This is a genomic window from Streptosporangium sp. NPDC002544, assembly GCF_040295965.1.
In the GTDB taxonomy this organism is placed as follows: Bacteria; Actinomycetota; Actinomycetes; order Streptosporangiales; family Streptosporangiaceae; genus Streptosporangium.
In genome coordinates this window covers 44589-60402 of the sequence record NZ_JBEOWJ010000011.1, presented here as the reverse complement: position 1 = coordinate 60402, position 15814 = coordinate 44589, and the positions used below count along the sequence as shown (strand labels likewise).

Here is a 15814-nt window from a genome sequence, read left to right as displayed (position 1 = left end):
CTACCGCGCCGCCTCTCTCACTGCCTTATCCAGCAGGGCAAGAGCCTGATCCTCTTTCACATCGGCCTCGTCCCGCCACTGGTATGCCTGTCTCACCGTCTCGGCGATCCGCTCCCTATCCGCCGGGGTGCACTCGGGGATGGGAATCTGACGACGAAGCCCCTCATGGATGTCCTGCTGCTTCCCGCCGGTACTCATTGACCGAATAACACGGAAAGCCGCCTCCGACCGCAGAAAGGCAAAAAGATAGGCTCCAGAGAAATCTCTGTCCGCCGATACCACCCGAAGGAAATCTTCGGAATATCCATGACTGAGCCAGCTTCCAGTCACAAAAAGAGCTCTCGAATAAACTTCACTGTCGCCCAGGGTGCCTCTCGCCGCCACGAGAATTGTTTCGTCATCAGCTCGCACCATCTGGAGATCAGCCGAACTCAGCGCGATCCATCGACCTTCAGGCCGAAGCCAGAAGCCTTGCCGCTGGCCGATAAGCTTCACTCCATGTTCACGATCGCTATCAATACGCTTGAAACGGTTTCCGCGACTTAGCTGTCCGCCTGAACAAATCTCGCCGAGAGTACGGTATGGGACAGAGCGAAGAGTGTCTATGATGCGTTGGGCACGGGGGGAGAAGTTGAGCGCGCGGAGCGATGTGGGCGTGAGGCCGGAGACGGAGAAGTCCAGGTCCCGGGGCTGGTCGTGCCAGTTGAAGTCGATGAGCTCGGGGAGGCCAGCGCTCTTGAAGAGATCGTGCGTGGCATCGGTGATTCCAGTCTGGAACCGCGCCCGAAGCACCATCGCCTCGCGAATCAGGGAGTCGATTCGCCGCTCGACATCGGCACCGACCCGAGGAACGGGGAGGTCCATGATGTGCGAGGGTTCAATATGCTTGACGCTCGTACCATAGATTCCCCCCTTGATCATCGGGATGCCGAAAGGGCTGGCGAGGAACGTATAGAGATATCCTGCGGGGATCTTGTCCAAGTCAGGAACTACCCGGAGCACGTCCTGGCTGCACGCGTACCCATCCATATCGAGGCGCGCATAGGTGACTCGTCCCGCCGTCATTCCCGAACAGGTAATAAGGGTCCACCCAGGTTCGAGCCCGAGCCTGGCATTGGCCCGGAAACACTTCTTGGTGATCATCGAAAGCGTGGACAGGTCGGCTTGAAAGATATCCGCGCTGGAAAGAAACGGAACACCGTGCTCGGGGTCGGTGGTCCATTGCCTCTTGAACCTTCCCGCGTTGAAGATTCCCTCGGTGACCTCTCCCAGCGGATCGGCCTGTGGCACTCGCTTCAAGAACATGTGCGCCGCGTAGGAGTCCGAGATGTAGGGACCGGGATCAAGACGGAAGCTCTGGTCAGCCAGCCAGCTTGCGCGGACGGGGTTGTCGAGGTCGGCAAGCTTCACGAGTTCTCCGGGAACCAGGCGCGCAGGTGATCGCACAGGTGGTTGAAAGCGGCGTCTTGGCAGTGCTTTACCGAGATCTTCTCGGCGAGGCGGCGGAAGGCGGCCTTGGACCCGTCGGCCCGATGGCGGCGCTGCAGATATTTGAGAGCCGCCTTCGGGTCGGGCGGCTTGAGGCGGTCATACGGCCAGTGGCCGCTGTCGGCGAGAATCGTCCGGAAGTCGGTGTCGCATTTGAGGGCTTCGGCGACATTGGGGTTGTCCTGCCAGACCCAGGCTTCCAACTCCGGATCGATCACCACGACGGCGGACTGCTCCCACACACCATCAAGGCTTTTTTCGACGTGGTCGCGGATGGCCTGCGCGCCGGGGCTGCCGTCCCAGTCGGCGTCCAGCATCACGACCGCGCGCCGGTGGAGTGACTCGAAGGGCCGTAAGAGCTCGCGGGCCGTCCCGTACACCCCCGGGTCCTTGGTCTGGGCGACGAACAGGTCCTCACGCGGGTCGAATCCGAACGGCCCGCAGCGCACACTCCGGTGGACTCCCGGGCGGCCGAGGAACCCCCGGAGCATCTGCTCCATCCCCGCGTCGGCGACCAGGAAGACCACATCTCGCTTGGTCATGACAGCACCCCCGCCGCGAACAGGGTCCCGATGTCGAGCGAACCCTGCCAGTCGCGGAGCCGGGGATGCCGGTCGCCGGAGATCACCTCCACCCCGCCGTCGCCGTCGAGGCGGGCGGCCAGCACGTCGGCGAGGTCGGTGTGCGCGAGCACGATCGGCGAGTGGGTGGAGACCCAGACCTGTGAGTCGTGGAGCGAGCCGAGCGACTGCACGACCGTCTCGATCGCGCGGGGATGGATGCCGTTCTCCGGCTCTTCGGTGACCAGGAGGGTGGGGAGCACCGTGCCGTCCAGGTAGGGGAGAAGTGTCAGTACGAGGATTCGCAGGGTTCCCTCGGACAGACCCGAGGAGGTGACGCGGTAACCACCGGTGTACTCGACCGCGAAGTAGGCGTGGTGATCCTCCTCGCGTTCGATCACCGCGATGTCGGCGACCTGCGGGAGCGCGGTGCGGACGTGGTCGACCCACGAGGCGAACCGGTCGGGATCTCTGTCGTGAAGGTCGAGGGCCAGCCACGGCGTGTTGACGCCGGAGGGCAACAGCCGAAGGGCGTCGCCCGGAGGCGCCGGCCTGCGGAGCGACTCCCAGTCAGGGTCGAAGAAGACCACACCCTCGCGCAGCAGCTGGGCGAACCAGAGCGCCGCCGGGAACAGGGTCGGGTCGGCGGGGACCGTACCCAGGGCGAGCTGCCCCTGCGGGACCCGCAGTGGCGGCAGGTCGCTCTCCTGCGTCGTCGTCTCGTGGATGAAGCGGGTCGGAGATCGCCCCTCCCGCAGGATGACCGGCTGCCACTCCGGATGGCTGAGGGTGGTGCCGCTCACCGTGCGCCCCTGCCCGAACTCGCCGGGCCGGGGCCGCGTGCCCTCCTCGGAGTAGAGGAAGAGGTATTCGTCGGCGATGCCGAGCTCGCGCGGGCCGACGTTCAGGCGCAGCTCGTAGCGGAGATGGGTGGGAACCCGCTGGGCGAGCTCGGCGAAGGTGGTGTCGGCCAGCACCTCCACGACATCGTCGGGTAGGCGCGCCTCGATCGCGAACGCGATCGCGTCGCCCTCGCCCTTGTGCAGCAACTCGACCAGGCTGTTTGCCCTGGCCGGTGCGGTGGCTCCCCTCCGTTCCAGAAAGGCCGCGACCGCCCGCTGCTGCCCGAGCAGGTCACCGAGGAGGACCGGGATGTCGAGCAGCGTCGTCTTTCCCGCGCCGTTGGTTCCGGCCAGCACGTGGTAGCGGTCGAGGTCGACGCCGAGCGCCGGGAAGCAGCGGTAGCCGTACGCCTCCATCCGGGTGATCACTTGGTCACCCCCGGCTCCGGGTGCCTCTCCCTGAACCGCTTGTACGCCTTGGCGATCTCCGGGAGGTCGTTGTCGATCGCCTTCCGCTTCCTGACCAGCGTACGGACGACGTTCTCCCCGTTGATGCGGATGCGCTCGACCTCCTCCTGCTCCTCCAGGATGGCCTCGCCGTCCGGATGCCGCTTGTAGACCGGGTTGTTCCGCCGGTCGACGCCGACCTTCTCCGCGATGGCCATGAAGACCGGATAGTCCTGCTCCGCCCCCATGGTGGCGGCCATCTTCTCCTGATCGGTCTTCTTCTTCAGGAAGAGCAGGGTGGTGAGAATGCTGACGTCGGCTTCCGCGACGAACGTCTCGACGGGCAACTCCACGCTGGCGAGCACCCAGCAGTTCTCCAGGATCCAGCGCCGGATGGCCTCGTCGGTGGGGCCGGGGTTGGAGAGGATGCCGTTGGGCAGCACGATGCCGATCCTTCCCCCTTCTCTCACCCACCAGACCGCGCGCTGGATGAACAACTGCTCCGGAGCCATCGACAGCACAGGCTTGTCCCCCATCACCAGGCGGCCGGTCTCCCGGTCCCGTGACCACGACTGGGCGACCCCGTCCCGGTACTGGTTGAGGACGTCCTTGTCTTCGATCTTGATATCGGTTCCGAACGGCGGATTCGCCATCAGCACGTCGATGCTGCCGCGGGGAATCCGCCCCCTTGCCTCCGTGAGACCGGGAAGGTGGCCTCCGGGAAAGGCGAGGGAGTCCATGTTGTAGATGTTTCCCTCGCCCCCGGTGAGGGTCATGATGCTCATGCTCGTGGCGCGGACGAGGAACGGATCGAAGTCCGCCCCGAACAGGTGTTTCTCCGCGTAAGCGGCGAGCCGATCCTGGTGGTCGACCAGTTGTTCCTCGGTGTCGGGAAGTCCGGGGGTGCCCTCCTCCTCGCGCCACTTGTTGAGCAGGTGCCACAGGGTCTCGCGGAGGAAGCCGCCGGTCCCGCAGGCCGGGTCCAGCACCCTCTCGTCCTCCTTGGGGTCGAGCATCTCCACCATGAGCGCGACCGCGCTCCTCGGCGTGAAGTACTGCCCCCGGTCACCTCGCAGGTTGGTGCCGACCAACTCCTGGTAGGCGATGCCCTTGACGTCCATGTCCGTGCCGGTCAGGTCGTAGGGCGCGAGCTCGCCGACGATGAAGGCGAGCGCCCGGGGCGACAGGGTGATCTCGTCTCGGGCGCCGAAGAGCGGATACTCCTTCTTCACCTCGCGGAACAGGGCCATCACCCTGGCCTCGATGGCCTTGCGCCCCTCCTCGTCGAAGGGCTCACCGGGCAGCGCGTAGAACTCGGGGGGTCTGCGGTGCTTACGGCTCAGACGCTCGTCGTGCATCTTGGTGAAGAGCAGGTAGAGGAACTGCCAGAAGGCGGCGTCCTTGGGCAGGCCCTCGTTGCCGTGAATGTAGTTGTGACACCGTCGGAACGCCGTCTTGAGCATGCCGGCCTCGCCGCGCCGGAGCCGCGCGACCGAGGCAACGCTTCCGCTGCCCACGCTCTCGTCGGCGAGCGGCCAGTCGGCCCGGGGCTCGAACTTGGCGCCGAACCGGGTCGACTCCTTGTAGAGGAAGAAGAAGTCGAGACCGTTGGTCCACATGCCGTACTGGGCCAGCGGGGTGGACTCGGTGCCCAGCAGGGTCTCCAGCTCGGCCAGGTCTTCCTGGGCCTGGCTGAACATGCGGATCTTCGTGACCGTCCGGCCGGCCTTGGGCTCGGGCTTGCAGACCACGACCCGGCGCAGGTTGGCCAGCGTCTTCGGGGCGCCGTGCGCGAAGACCGCGATGTCCGCCTTCTTGGTGGTCTTGCGCTTGCCGTCGATCTGGATCGGGATCGGGAAGTCCCGTGCCATGTCGTCGACGGAGATGCCGTACTCGTGGAAGAGCACGCGAGCGATCCGCTGCCGGACGGGCTCGCTGCCCTTCAGCTTGATCGGCTTACCGGTGATGAAGTCGATGGTCTCATCCTCGGCGAGCGAATCCAGCGCGCTCTCCGGGGATGAGACGGCCTCGTCGGCCTCACCGATATCCAAGCCGACCTGCTCCATATGTGCTGTCCCTCGCTCCTGTGCGTATGTCTCACGACCCGCGCCACCGGCACGTCCGCGACCTCGAATCCTATGGCTCGGCAGAACTTTCCCGAGCGGTGACGCGAGACTTCACTTAGGAATCAAGACCTTAGCCACAGGCGCCGACATTTCCCGCGATCCAGGCATATTTACACCTGCAAGGCGGGTGCCCATCACGAGGAGACCGCGCGTCCGCGATCGGACAGCACCAGGTCAGGAGATGAGTTCGCGGCCCAGGTAGGCGCGAAACTCCCTGACCTGGATGGTCGTGGCGTACGGTTCCAGGCGGTCGGAGAACTTGCGGATGCGCCCGACCAGCCGGGGTGAGGTCAGCGATCTGGCCATCGGGATGGCGGTCCGCACCGAGTCGACTGCTGCTTCCACCTCGCCCAGCCCCAGGTAGGCGTCGGCGGCGCTGACCCTGCTGAGCTGGGCCGAGCGGAAGCGGCGTTCGCCGTACTCGCGCAGGACCGCCTCCACGCAGTCGACGGACCGTCGATGTTCGCCGATGAGAGACCAGCAGATACCCGCCTCGGCGACGGGTTCCGTCGGCTCGAACCAGGCGGTCCAGGACGGATCGCGGTCGGTGGTGCCCTGGGCGTAGAGCCGCTCGACCTCGGCGAGGAGTTGCTCGACCCGTTTGACACCGTGGCCGTCGCCTGTCTCGCTCATCTTCGCCTGGAGGGCTGTCGCCCAGGCTTCCCTGCTCAGCAACTGGGCCATGACACGTGGTGGGGCCTGGGCCTGTCGGGCGGTGTCCACGGTGGCCCGGGCCAGTCGTACCGCCCAGGCTGGCTGCTCCAGGTAGATCGCCTGGATCGTCATGGTGGTCAGCACCCAGGCGCCTGTCAGTGAATCGTTGCCGGCCTTGGCCAGCTTGAGTGCCTGGCCGAAATAGTGCTGGGCCTGCCCGTGGCGCCCCAGATCAAAGGCGGTCCAGCCCGCCTGAAGGGTCATCCCCGCCGCGGCCGTCATCAGCGCGGCCCCGACCTGGTCGTCGTAACGGCCACGCAGCAGCGGCTCTACCGTGCTGTGCAGATAGTCCACCACCGCCGGACGGACTACCCCGGCCCCGAACCGGTGGTCCATCTGGCTGAACACCTGCCGAGTCTCCTCAATCCGCCGAACATCGGAGAGCCCCACGGCCAAGCCGGATCCCTGGTATGCCGCCGAGGCGATCGGGGTGCCGTAGCTCCACTCTGACAGCCAGCCGCCCAGTGCGGCGGGTACGAACGGCAGTGCGGCCAGCACATGACGGCGATCCGGGTCCACGTCGCACCTCCACAGGCGTCCGACCGCCTCGACGGTAGCGGCCAGGGACAGGTCGCTGAAGTCCGGCAGCAGCCAGGCTTCCGTATCGACCGGGGTGGTGCCCTCGATCCACCGTTCGACCTCGGCCGGGTCCACCCCGAACACCTCGGCCATCCGCGCCCGATACACCGGCCGGATCTCCTGGCGGCCCCGCTCCCAGCGACTCCAGGTCGTCGCCGACACCCAGAGCGCCTCCGAGATCTGATCCTGGCTCATCCCCATCCGCTTACGGGCCCGCACCAGCTCCGGACGCCCCTCACCCTGACTCGCCCCACCCATGTTCACCCCTTACCACTCTGGGCAACTTTCCAATTACTCATTGTCAACACGCGTGTCCTCCATTCCCATCCGCCAGCGGAAACGACCAGGAAACGACCAGCCGACACGATGATCCACAAGGCGGACGGCGACGGCCACCTCCGTCCTGCGGCCCTCACGGCGAGAGACGACGCTCGGCACGGGACCTCCCGCCCCGCCCACGCGATGACATCTCCTACTCGACACAGTCACCGAGCGCGATGGAGCACGCACATGTGGCCACCCCCATGCGATCCCCCGAACCTCTTCGAGGGCGTCCACATCGAAGGTCCGGCCGATCTCGGCCGGCGCGCGGCCACCGAATTCGGAAGAGCCCACGGCGACGTCCGGATGCTGGTCAGGATTCTCCGCCCCGGTTCCGCCTCGCGCCGTGCCCGCGCCGTCGTACGCGAGGTGCTGCGGGCCGAAGGCGTACCCGACGACGACATCACCGACGCCGAGATCGCGGTGGCCGAACTCGCCGCCAACGGCGAGCGGCACGCCCGCCCGCCGTACGAGGTCCGGATCTTCAACCTGGGCGCCGTCCCCACCTGGTGCGAGATCGTCGACGGCGACCCCGACCTGGGCTGGATCCCGGCCACCCTCGACCACTCCCGCCCGCAGACCACCCTGGACCTGTTCGCCGAGAACGGCCGAGGCCTGGCGCTGGTCCGCGAGCTGTCGCGGGGCCACTGCCGCGCCTACCGCACCACGACCTTCACCACCGACGCCCCCGCCAAGGCCGTCGCCTTCGCCCTGCCCACCCGTACCGGTATCCGCCTGACCTGCCCACCCCTGCTGGGCCTGGGCCGCCACTCGGCCCGCCTGCTGCTGGAGCCGTGAGGTCGGGCAAGAACAGCCACGCGGGCGGCACCTCCCGGTGATCGGGGGATGCCGCCCGCCAAGCGGGGCGATCAGCCTCGCAGGCCCTTCAGGCAGCCGTAGACGGCCACGGCCAGCACCGCCTCCGGATCGCTCAGGTCTCCGCCGAACTTGTTCCAGACCTCGGTCACGGCGCCGGTGGCGCACTTGCCCGCCTTCCACCACGCCCACTCACCGGCGGCCTTGGCCGCGTCGACGATCTGACGCCAGAACCTCTTGACGAACGCCACGACCGCGCTCCAGGAGCGGGGGGCGTCCTGGAACTCCTCGTCGGGGAAGCGGTACTCGTCCTCCGGGTCGCTGTTCACCAGCGACATCGCCATGGAGTAGACGGTCGCCTCCGAGACGCCCGCGGCCTGCGCCGTGGCCGCGAGTTCCCGGGAGAACGAGGCCGCGCCGGCGGGAGCGGGGGCGGCGGTGACCATCACCGCCGCCGCGATCACCGCCGCCACGATCCCGGTTACACGTTTGAACATGAAGTGCCCTTCCTGTGGTGTGAAGATCAGCCGGGCAGGTACGCCCCGCCGTCACCGCACACCGTGCCGCGGGCCACTCACTCGCCGGTCACCTCACGGTCACCCCTCAGGACCTGTCGTCACACCAGGCGCTCGCCACGTATCCGGGGCGCACTTGACGCGCACGTCTGATCACAGAGAGAAATATTGTGCTTACATTAGGTAGTGGAAACGGCGGGATCAGGTTTCGAGTTCAGGGTTCTGGGGCCGTTCGAGGTGCTGCGGGACGGCGTTCCCGTGCCGATCCGGGCGGCCAAGCTGCGGACGTTGCTCGTGTCACTGCTGCTCGACGCCAACAAGACGGTCCCTGTCGAGACGCTGATGGACCACCTGTGGGGAGAGGCCCCGCCCGGCGGTGCCAGGAACACCCTGCAGAACTACGTGCTGCGCTGCCGGCACCTGCTGGGGTGCGCCGGGGATGACGGTCCCCTGCTGACCTGCCCGCGCGGCTACCTGCTCAGGGTGGACGGTGACCGGCTCGACCTGCACCGCTTCGACACCTTGACCAGCCGCGCCAGGGCCGCGGCCGCGGCCGGCTCCATGGTGGCGGCGTCGGCGCTACTGGGAGAGGCACTGCGATCGTGGCGCGGGGAACCGCTACAGGACATCCCGTCGGAGACGCTGCGACGGGATGTCGCGCCCGTGCTGGCCGAGCGCAGGCTGGACGCGCTCCAGTCCCGCATCGAGGCCGACCTGGCGCTGGACCGCCACGAGGAGGTGCTCCCCGAGCTGCGAAGGCTGACCGTCGCACATCCGCTCCGGGAGCGGTTCTGGGCACAGCGGATGCTGGCGCTGTACCGGTCGGGACGCCAGGCCGAGGCCCTGCGCTGCCACCACTCCGTCAGGGAGATCCTCGCCGAGGAACTCGGCGTCGATCCCGGCGCGGAACTGCGGGAGCTGCACCAGCGGATTCTCAACAACGATCCCGCACTCACCGCCAAGGGCCCCTCCGGCAATCTCCCCAGCGAGATGACGACCTTCGTGGGCAGGGAACGGCAGCTCACCGACGCCGGGCGGCTACTGGAGACCAGCCGCCTGGTCACGCTGACCGGGGTGGGCGGGGTGGGCAAGACCCGGCTGGCGCTGCGGCTGGCCGCACAGGTGTCGCCCGCCTTCCCGGACGGGGTGTGGGTCGCCGACCTCGCCCCGCTGGCCGAGCCCGAACTGCTCGACCGGACGGTGGCGCAGGCTCTCGGAATCCGCGACCAGTCCGCGCGCCCCTGCGTGGACATCCTGATCGAGCATCTGCGTGACAGCAGGACGTTGCTGGTGCTGGACAACTGCGAGCACATGGTGAGGGCGGCGGCGACGTTGGTGACCGTGCTCCTGCGCGCGGTGCCCGGTCTGCGGGTGCTGGCCACCAGCCGGCAGCGGCTCGGCGTTCAGGGCGAGCACGTCCTGCCGGTGCCACCCCTCGCCGTACCCCCCATGACGCCGGTGAGTGAGGACGTCGAGCCACCGCTGACCCGCTACGAGGCGGTGACGCTGCTGGCCGACCGCGCCGCGGCCTCGGCCCCGGACTTCCGGATCACGCGACACAACCGCGGTGTCATCGCGCAGCTGTGCGGGCGGCTGGACGGTGTCCCGCTGGCCATCGAGCTGGCGGCGGTCCGGCTGGGGACGCTCTCGGCAGAGGAGATCCTCGACCGGCTCGACGACCGGTTCCGGCTGCTGGCCGACAACGACGCCGGGAACGCGCCCCGCCATCACCGGACTCTGGGAGGCGTCGTCGGCTGGAGCCACGACCTGTGCACCGAGCACGAGCGGCTGCTCTGGGCACGGCTGTCGGTCTTCTCCGGCGGGTTCGGCCTGGAGGCGGCCGAGGCGGTGTGCTCCGGTGCGGGCATCGACCGCCACGACGTCATCGACGTTCTGGCGGCCCTGGCGCACAAGTCGATCCTGGTCGTGAGCACCCGGGGCGGCAGGACGCGTTACAGCCTGCTGGAGACCATCCGCCAGTACGGCAGGCAGCGTCTGGTCGACCTCGGTCAGGAGACCGCGGTGCGGCGACGCCACCGTGACCACTACCGGAGCACCGTCGCACGGGCCGCGGCCGACTGGTGCGGTCCCCGCGAGGTCGAGTGGTTGTCGCGGCTGCGGCAGGAACTGCCGAACCTCCGGACGGCACTGGACTTCTGCGCCACCGAGCCCGGCGAGGCCCGGAGCGGGCTGGAGATCACCGCCAACCTCACCCGGACCCGGTTCTGGTTCTTCAGCAGCACCATCGGCGAGGGCCGCCACTGGCTGGAGCGCGGGCTCGCGCTCTCTCCGCGCCCGCCGGACCCGCTCCAGATCGGCGCGGTGGCCCTGGCCGCCTGGATCGCCCTCTGCCAGGGCGACAAGCGGGGCGCCGAGGAGTTCCTGACCCGCTGCCGCCGCCTGACCTCGCGGTTCCCCGATGGTGACGCCCCCGCCGCCGTCACCTACGTCGAGGGCGCCCACGCGCTGCTCATCCACGGCGATCCGCGGTCCATCCCGCTGCTGGCGAAGGCGAGGGACCGGTTCCTGGCGGACGGCGCGACCGGTGACGCCCACATGGCGACGATGCTCTGGGCCATGGCCTGCGCCTTCCTCGGGGACCGGGATACCGCCGTCGCCGCCGGTGACGCCTACCTGGCCGACGCCGAGGCGCACGGCGGGGCCTGGGCCTACTCCTGGGGGCTGTGGGGCCTCGGTCTCGCGGAGTTGCGGCACGGCGACCTGGTACGGGCCGCCGCGCTTTTCCGCGACTCGCTGCGCCGCCAGCACGACATCGACGACCGCTGGGGGCCCGTGTGGGGCCTTGAGACGCTCGCCTGGACCATCGCCGCCGCCGGCCGGCACGACCACGCCGCCGAACTGCTCGGCGCCGCGCACCGGCTGCGGCGCACGACCGGGGTGGCGCTCATCGGGCTGCGGCCGTTTCACGACGCCCACGCCGAGGCCGACCACCTGGTACGGCATGCACTCGGTACACGCGCCTATACCGCGGCCTTCGAGCGGGGGGCCAGGCGTGAGAATGTCATCGACCTCACCTGCGTGCCCCCGTGACGAGGCCCCGCCCACCCGCGTGGGCCCCCGCCTGACCTGACCGCCGCCGGTTTGAGCTGTCAGCCGTTCGCTGATTCCCGATGTTCGTCGGTGAGAATCGGCGAACCACCGCGTTGCCGTTCTCCCCGTAGGTGCCGGCCCTGTGCCCCTGCGGCCGAACCTTGACCCCCGGCCGTTCCCCCCAGGTGTCGGTGACGTAGATGGATCCGGAGACCGAACCCTTGGAGTTCCACTCCGCGTCACGGGCCAGGGGAACCACGGGAGGAGCGGGATCGTTGGACGAGGTGATCGACTCATCGTCTTCGGCCGATACGGCCGGCGGCCCCCCTTGGGAGTGCGACATGGCAGTGACCGGCATCATCTCCGCCCTCATCGTCGGCATCGTGATCGGAGCACTCGGTCGTCTGGTGGTCCCGGGACGCCAGTCCATCCCGATCTGGCTGACCATCGTGATCGGCATCGTCGCCGCGTTCATCGGCACCGCCATCGCCACGGTGCTGGGGGTGGCCGACACCCGGGGAATCGACTGGATCGAGCTGGGCCTCCAGGTCGCGGTGGCCGCCGGCGGCGTGGTGACCGCGGTGAAGCTGTACGGCAGGCGGCAGATCCGCTGACCTGTTCCGGGCACCCCGCCCCGTCTCTCCCACCGGCTCACGTTCACCGGGCCCGGCAGCAGGGCTCCGCAGCGAGGACCTCGGGCCGGTGAGGGGATTCCGCCATCGCACCAGCGGGGGCCGAGCAGGTCCTCCAGGCCGATCCTGCGGTAGAACCCGGCGCGAACCCGGTCACCGACGGCGTTGACCACCTCGGCGCCGTCGTCGGCCGCCCCTTCCTCTATCCGAATGCTGCCCGAATGCCGAGTTCAGATGATTCCGCCGTTGACCCGGAGCACCTGGCCGTTGACCCAGCGGGCGGGGCCCGCCAGGAAGGCCACGGCCTCGGCGATGTCGGCGGGCCGGCCCAGCCGCTCCAGTGGCGGCTGGGCGGCCATCCTGGCGACGGTCTCCTCGTCCTTGCCCTTCAGGAAGAGGTCGGTGGCGGTGGGCCCGGGGGCGACGGTGTTGACGGTGATGTCCCTGCCACGTAGTTCGCGGGCCAGGATGAGGGTCAGGCCCTCGACGGCCCCCTTGGACGCGACGTAGGCGCCGTACCCGGGAAGGGCCAGCCCGATGACCGAGGTGGAGAAGGTGATCAGGGCGCCCCCTCGGCGCAGCCGCCGTGCGGCCTGCTGGGCGACGGCGAAGGTGCCGCGTACGTTGACGCGCAGTATGCGGTCCAGCACGTCCAGGTCGAGCTCGGCGAGCGGGGTGGGCGGGTTCATGATCCCGGCGGCGTGGACCACCACGTCGACACCGCCGAAGGTCTGTTCTGCGACGTCGAAGAGCGCGGCGACCGCCTCGGTGTCGCCGACGTCGGCGCGGACGGCGAGTGCCTGGCCGCCCTTGCCGACGACCTCCTGGACCGCGGCCTGCCCCTCGGCGTCGTTGCTCACGTAGTTGACCACGACGGCGTATCCGTCGGCGACGAGCCGGTCCACGACCTGGCGTCCGATGCCGCGTGAGCCTCCGGTGACGATGGCGACGCGGGCTGCCGTGCTGCTCATGATCGTTCACTCCCCCAGGAATTTGTGTACACTATGTATATATATGACTGTAGACATAATGTCCATATATTTCCTGGAGGTAGCCGGTGACGCAGTCCCCCGAACCCATCCGGCGCGGACGCGGACGCCGGCCGGCCGCCGAGGTGCGACGTGAGATCCTGCGTGCGGCCGGCGAACTCCTGCTCACCGAGGGGATGGCCGCCTTCACCATCGAGAAGGTCGCGGCGCTGGCGGGGGCGAGCAGGGTGACGCTCTACAAGTGGTGGCCCTCCAAGGGGGCGCTGGCGCTCGACGGCTACTTCGACGCCGTCGGCCCCACCCTGGCCTTCCCCGACACCGGCGACATCGCCGCCGACCTCACCGCGCAACTGCGGGCCTTCGTCCACCTGATGCGCGACACCCGGGCCGGGCGCGTGATGCCGGAGCTCGTCGGCCACGCCCAGACCGACCCCGAGCTGTCGGCGCTCCTTCGCGAGCGCTACTCGGCACCGCGCAGGGCACTCGCCGTCGAGGCACTGGAGCGCGCCAAGCAGCGCGGGCAGCTACGCGAGGACGTCGACCCCGAGGTGGTCGTCGACCAGCTCTGGGGCGCCTGCTATCACCGCCTCCTCATCCCCGACCAGCCCCTCACCGACGAGTTCGCCGAGGCCCTCGTCAGGAACCTGCTGGCCGGGATCGGCCGCCGATGACCCGTCTCCCCGTCCGGTCCGAAGCTCCTGGCTGAAAGTGGGAGCGCCGTCCGTTCCGCCCCTCAACCGAGGACGGCGTCCAGCAGGAGGGAACCCGCGCCGAGGAGGGCGGCATCGGGACCGCCACGGGTGACGGCGATCTCCAGGTCGCGGGTGGCCAGCGGGAGGCAGCGCTCGTAGACGGCGGCGCGGATGGAGGAGATCAGCGGCTCGGCGGTGGAGAGGCTGCCGCCGACGACGATGGCGTCGGGATTGAGGAAGTTGACCAGGACGGTGAGCACCTCGCCGATGAGGCGGCCCGCGTTCCTGACCAGGGCGGTGGCCTCGGGCACGCCGTCCTCGACCAGGGCGACGACGTCGCCCGGGCGTCGCGTCGCGATGCCGAGCTCGGACAGGGCGCCCATGAGCGCGGCGCCGCTCGCGTAGGCCTCCAGGCAGTCGGGGTGGCCGCACGAGCACATGGTGGAGGAGTCGGTCCTGACCCGGACGTGGCTGATGTCGCCGGCCGCACCCCTGCCCCGGTGCAGGCGGCCGTCGACGATCACGCCGCACCCTATGCCACTGCCGGCCTTGAGCACCATGAGGTTGTCGCACCCGGGCCATGAGCGGGCCTCGCCGACGGCCAGGAGGTTGGCGTCGTTCTCCACGAGCACCGGCAGGTCGTAGTGCGCGCCGAGATGCTCGGCGACGGGGAAGTTGTGCCAGCCGGGCATGCGCGAGGGAGACACCACCCGGCCGCTGGCGGGGTCGACGGGGCCGGGTATGCCGGTGCCGACGCCTCGCAGGGGGGCGCCGGGCGGGCCGTGGGTCAGCAGCAGCTCGTCGAACGAGGCGGCCATCCAGTCGAGGGTCGCCTCGGGGCCGAGTGCTATGTCGCAGGTGCGCTCCTCGACGACGAGGGGGGCGCCGCTGAGGTCGAGCAGGCCGAAGCGGGCGTGGTGCGCCCCGAGGTCGGCCACCGCGAGCAGGCCGGCGGTCGGGCTGACCCGCAGCCGCCGGGGCCGCCGCCCGCCCCTGGAGGCGCCCGAGCCCTCCTCGACGAGGAGCCCGGTGTCGATCAGCTCCTCGACGCGCAGGGAGACGCTCGACGCCGCCAGGCCGGAGATGCGGGCCAGCTGGGCACGCGACTCGGCGTGGCCGGTGGCGACAAGACGCAGAAGGTCGCCCTGCGCTCCCCGCACCAGCAGCCGCTCTTTGCCTGACATGGACTAGAGGAATACCACGTCTGTACTTACTACGGCAACATGTTGACTTCCATAAGAATCATCTATTACCTTCCGCTTTGTCTTCGATTTCGAAGGAAGATGGCAATGATTCAGGTCAAAGGGTTGAACAAGTGGTTCGGCGATCATCACGTGCTGCGCGACATCGACCTTGATGTGGCGCGAGGCGAGGTCGTCGTGGTGGTCGGCCCCTCCGGGTCGGGCAAGTCCACGCTGTGCCGCTGCCTCAACCGGCTGGAGCCCGCCGGGTCCGGAGACATCCTCGTCGACGGCGTACCCGCCCCCGTGGAGGGCCGGGAACTGGCCAGGCTCCGGGCCGACGTCGGCATGGTGTTCCAGTCGTTCAACCTCTTCCAGCACAAGACCGTGCTGGAGAACATCGTGCTCGCGCCGATGAAGGTCCGGGGCGACTCCCGCGCCGAGGCCGAGGCGTCGGCGCGGGATCTGCTGGCGCGCGTCGGCATCGCCGAGCAGGCGGGAAAGCTGCCGGCGCGGCTGTCCGGTGGGCAGCAACAGCGGGCCGCCATCGCCCGCGCGCTGGCCATGCGGCCCAAGGTGATGCTCTTCGACGAGCCCACCTCCGCACTCGACCCGGAGATGGTCGGTGAGGTACTGGACGTGATGGTCCAGCTCGCCGCCGACGGCATGACCATGGTCGTCGTCACCCACGAGATGGGCTTCGCCCGCAGGGCCGCCGACCGCGTGGTCTTCATGGACGCCGGCCAGATCGTCGAGACGGGCGAGCCCGGCGCCTTCTTCGAGGCTCCTCAGACAGACAGGGCCAGGGACTTCCTGGCCAAAGTTCTCACTCACTGATCGAAAACGATCAAAAAGGATGGT

General features: G+C 68.8%; 13 protein-coding genes. 5 read left to right on the top strand and 8 right to left on the bottom strand.

The genetic code is table 11. The features are described 5' to 3' along the window. The 5 genes from mads5 to ABT061_RS18595 all read right to left on the bottom strand — a co-directional run bounded on the left by mads5 (nucleotide 1) and on the right by ABT061_RS18595 (nucleotide 7014). Nucleotides 1–1410 carry a methylation-associated defense system restriction endonuclease subunit S MAD5 gene (mads5, locus tag ABT061_RS18615; protein WP_350918853.1) on the bottom strand — a complete coding sequence of 470 codons (1410 nt, stop codon included), beginning with the start codon at nucleotides 1408–1410 and terminating at the stop codon, nucleotides 1–3. After that, nucleotides 1407–2030 carry a methylation-associated defense system protein MAD4 gene (gene mads4, locus ABT061_RS18610; protein ID WP_350918850.1) on the bottom strand — a complete coding sequence of 208 codons (624 nt, stop codon included), beginning with the start codon at nucleotides 2028–2030 and terminating at the stop codon, nucleotides 1407–1409. The genes mads5 and mads4 overlap by 4 nt, the downstream gene beginning before the upstream one ends. Continuing rightward, complete coding sequence (gene mads3 / locus ABT061_RS18605) at nucleotides 2027–3319, bottom strand: methylation-associated defense system AAA family ATPase MAD3 (RefSeq protein ID WP_350918847.1); 1293 nt, start codon at nucleotides 3317–3319, stop codon at nucleotides 2027–2029. Before mads3 ends, mads4 begins: the two co-directional genes overlap by 4 nt. Continuing rightward, a complete protein-coding gene (gene mads2 / locus ABT061_RS18600) occupies nucleotides 3316–5388 on the bottom strand; it encodes a methylation-associated defense system DNA methyltransferase MAD2 (RefSeq protein WP_350918844.1) in 2073 nt (690 codons plus the stop codon). The genes mads3 and mads2 overlap by 4 nt, the downstream gene beginning before the upstream one ends. A gap of 249 nt (nucleotides 5389–5637) precedes the next feature. Next, entirely contained in the window at nucleotides 5638–7014 is a 1377-nt protein-coding gene (locus tag ABT061_RS18595; RefSeq protein WP_350918841.1) for a helix-turn-helix domain-containing protein, read from the bottom strand. A gap of 252 nt (nucleotides 7015–7266) precedes the next feature. Here ABT061_RS18595 and ABT061_RS18590 point away from each other — a divergent pair, with 252 nt between their 5' ends. After that, the gene (locus ABT061_RS18590) at nucleotides 7267–7875 is read left to right on the top strand and encodes an ATP-binding protein (RefSeq protein ID WP_350918838.1); all 609 of its coding nucleotides are present in this window, start codon (nucleotides 7267–7269) and stop codon (nucleotides 7873–7875) included. Between the two features lie 71 nt (nucleotides 7876–7946). Here ABT061_RS18590 and ABT061_RS18585 read toward each other — a convergent pair whose 3' ends face one another. Continuing rightward, nucleotides 7947–8390: a hypothetical protein gene (locus ABT061_RS18585; RefSeq protein ID WP_350918835.1), complete on the bottom strand. Its 444-nt coding sequence runs from the start codon at nucleotides 8388–8390 to the stop codon at nucleotides 7947–7949. Nucleotides 8391–8594: 204 nt separating this feature from the next. Between ABT061_RS18585 and ABT061_RS18580 the strand changes: the two genes are divergently transcribed. Both ABT061_RS18580 and ABT061_RS18575 read left to right on the top strand, forming a co-directional pair. Continuing rightward, nucleotides 8595–11459: an AfsR/SARP family transcriptional regulator gene (locus ABT061_RS18580; RefSeq protein WP_350918832.1), complete on the top strand. Its 2865-nt coding sequence runs from the start codon at nucleotides 8595–8597 to the stop codon at nucleotides 11457–11459. A gap of 341 nt (nucleotides 11460–11800) precedes the next feature. After that, nucleotides 11801–12073 carry a GlsB/YeaQ/YmgE family stress response membrane protein gene (locus ABT061_RS18575; RefSeq protein WP_350918829.1) on the top strand — a complete coding sequence of 91 codons (273 nt, stop codon included), beginning with the start codon at nucleotides 11801–11803 and terminating at the stop codon, nucleotides 12071–12073. 248 nt (nucleotides 12074–12321) lie between these two features. Here the strand turns inward: ABT061_RS18575 and ABT061_RS18570 are convergent, their stop codons facing one another. Beyond that, nucleotides 12322–13062: an SDR family oxidoreductase gene (locus ABT061_RS18570; protein ID WP_350918826.1), complete on the bottom strand. Its 741-nt coding sequence runs from the start codon at nucleotides 13060–13062 to the stop codon at nucleotides 12322–12324. Between the two features lie 86 nt (nucleotides 13063–13148). Here ABT061_RS18570 and ABT061_RS18565 point away from each other — a divergent pair, with 86 nt between their 5' ends. Further along, entirely contained in the window at nucleotides 13149–13751 is a 603-nt protein-coding gene (locus ABT061_RS18565) for a TetR/AcrR family transcriptional regulator (RefSeq protein WP_350918823.1), read from the top strand. Between the two features lie 62 nt (nucleotides 13752–13813). Here ABT061_RS18565 and ABT061_RS18560 read toward each other — a convergent pair whose 3' ends face one another. Then, nucleotides 13814–14956, bottom strand: a complete 1143-nt coding sequence (locus tag ABT061_RS18560) for an ROK family protein (RefSeq protein ID WP_350918820.1) — start codon at nucleotides 14954–14956, stop codon at nucleotides 13814–13816. 105 nt (nucleotides 14957–15061) lie between these two features. Here ABT061_RS18560 and ABT061_RS18555 point away from each other — a divergent pair, with 105 nt between their 5' ends. Next, complete coding sequence (locus tag ABT061_RS18555) at nucleotides 15062–15790, top strand: amino acid ABC transporter ATP-binding protein (protein ID WP_350918818.1); 729 nt, start codon at nucleotides 15062–15064, stop codon at nucleotides 15788–15790. Nucleotides 15791–15814: the final 24 nt, after the last annotated feature.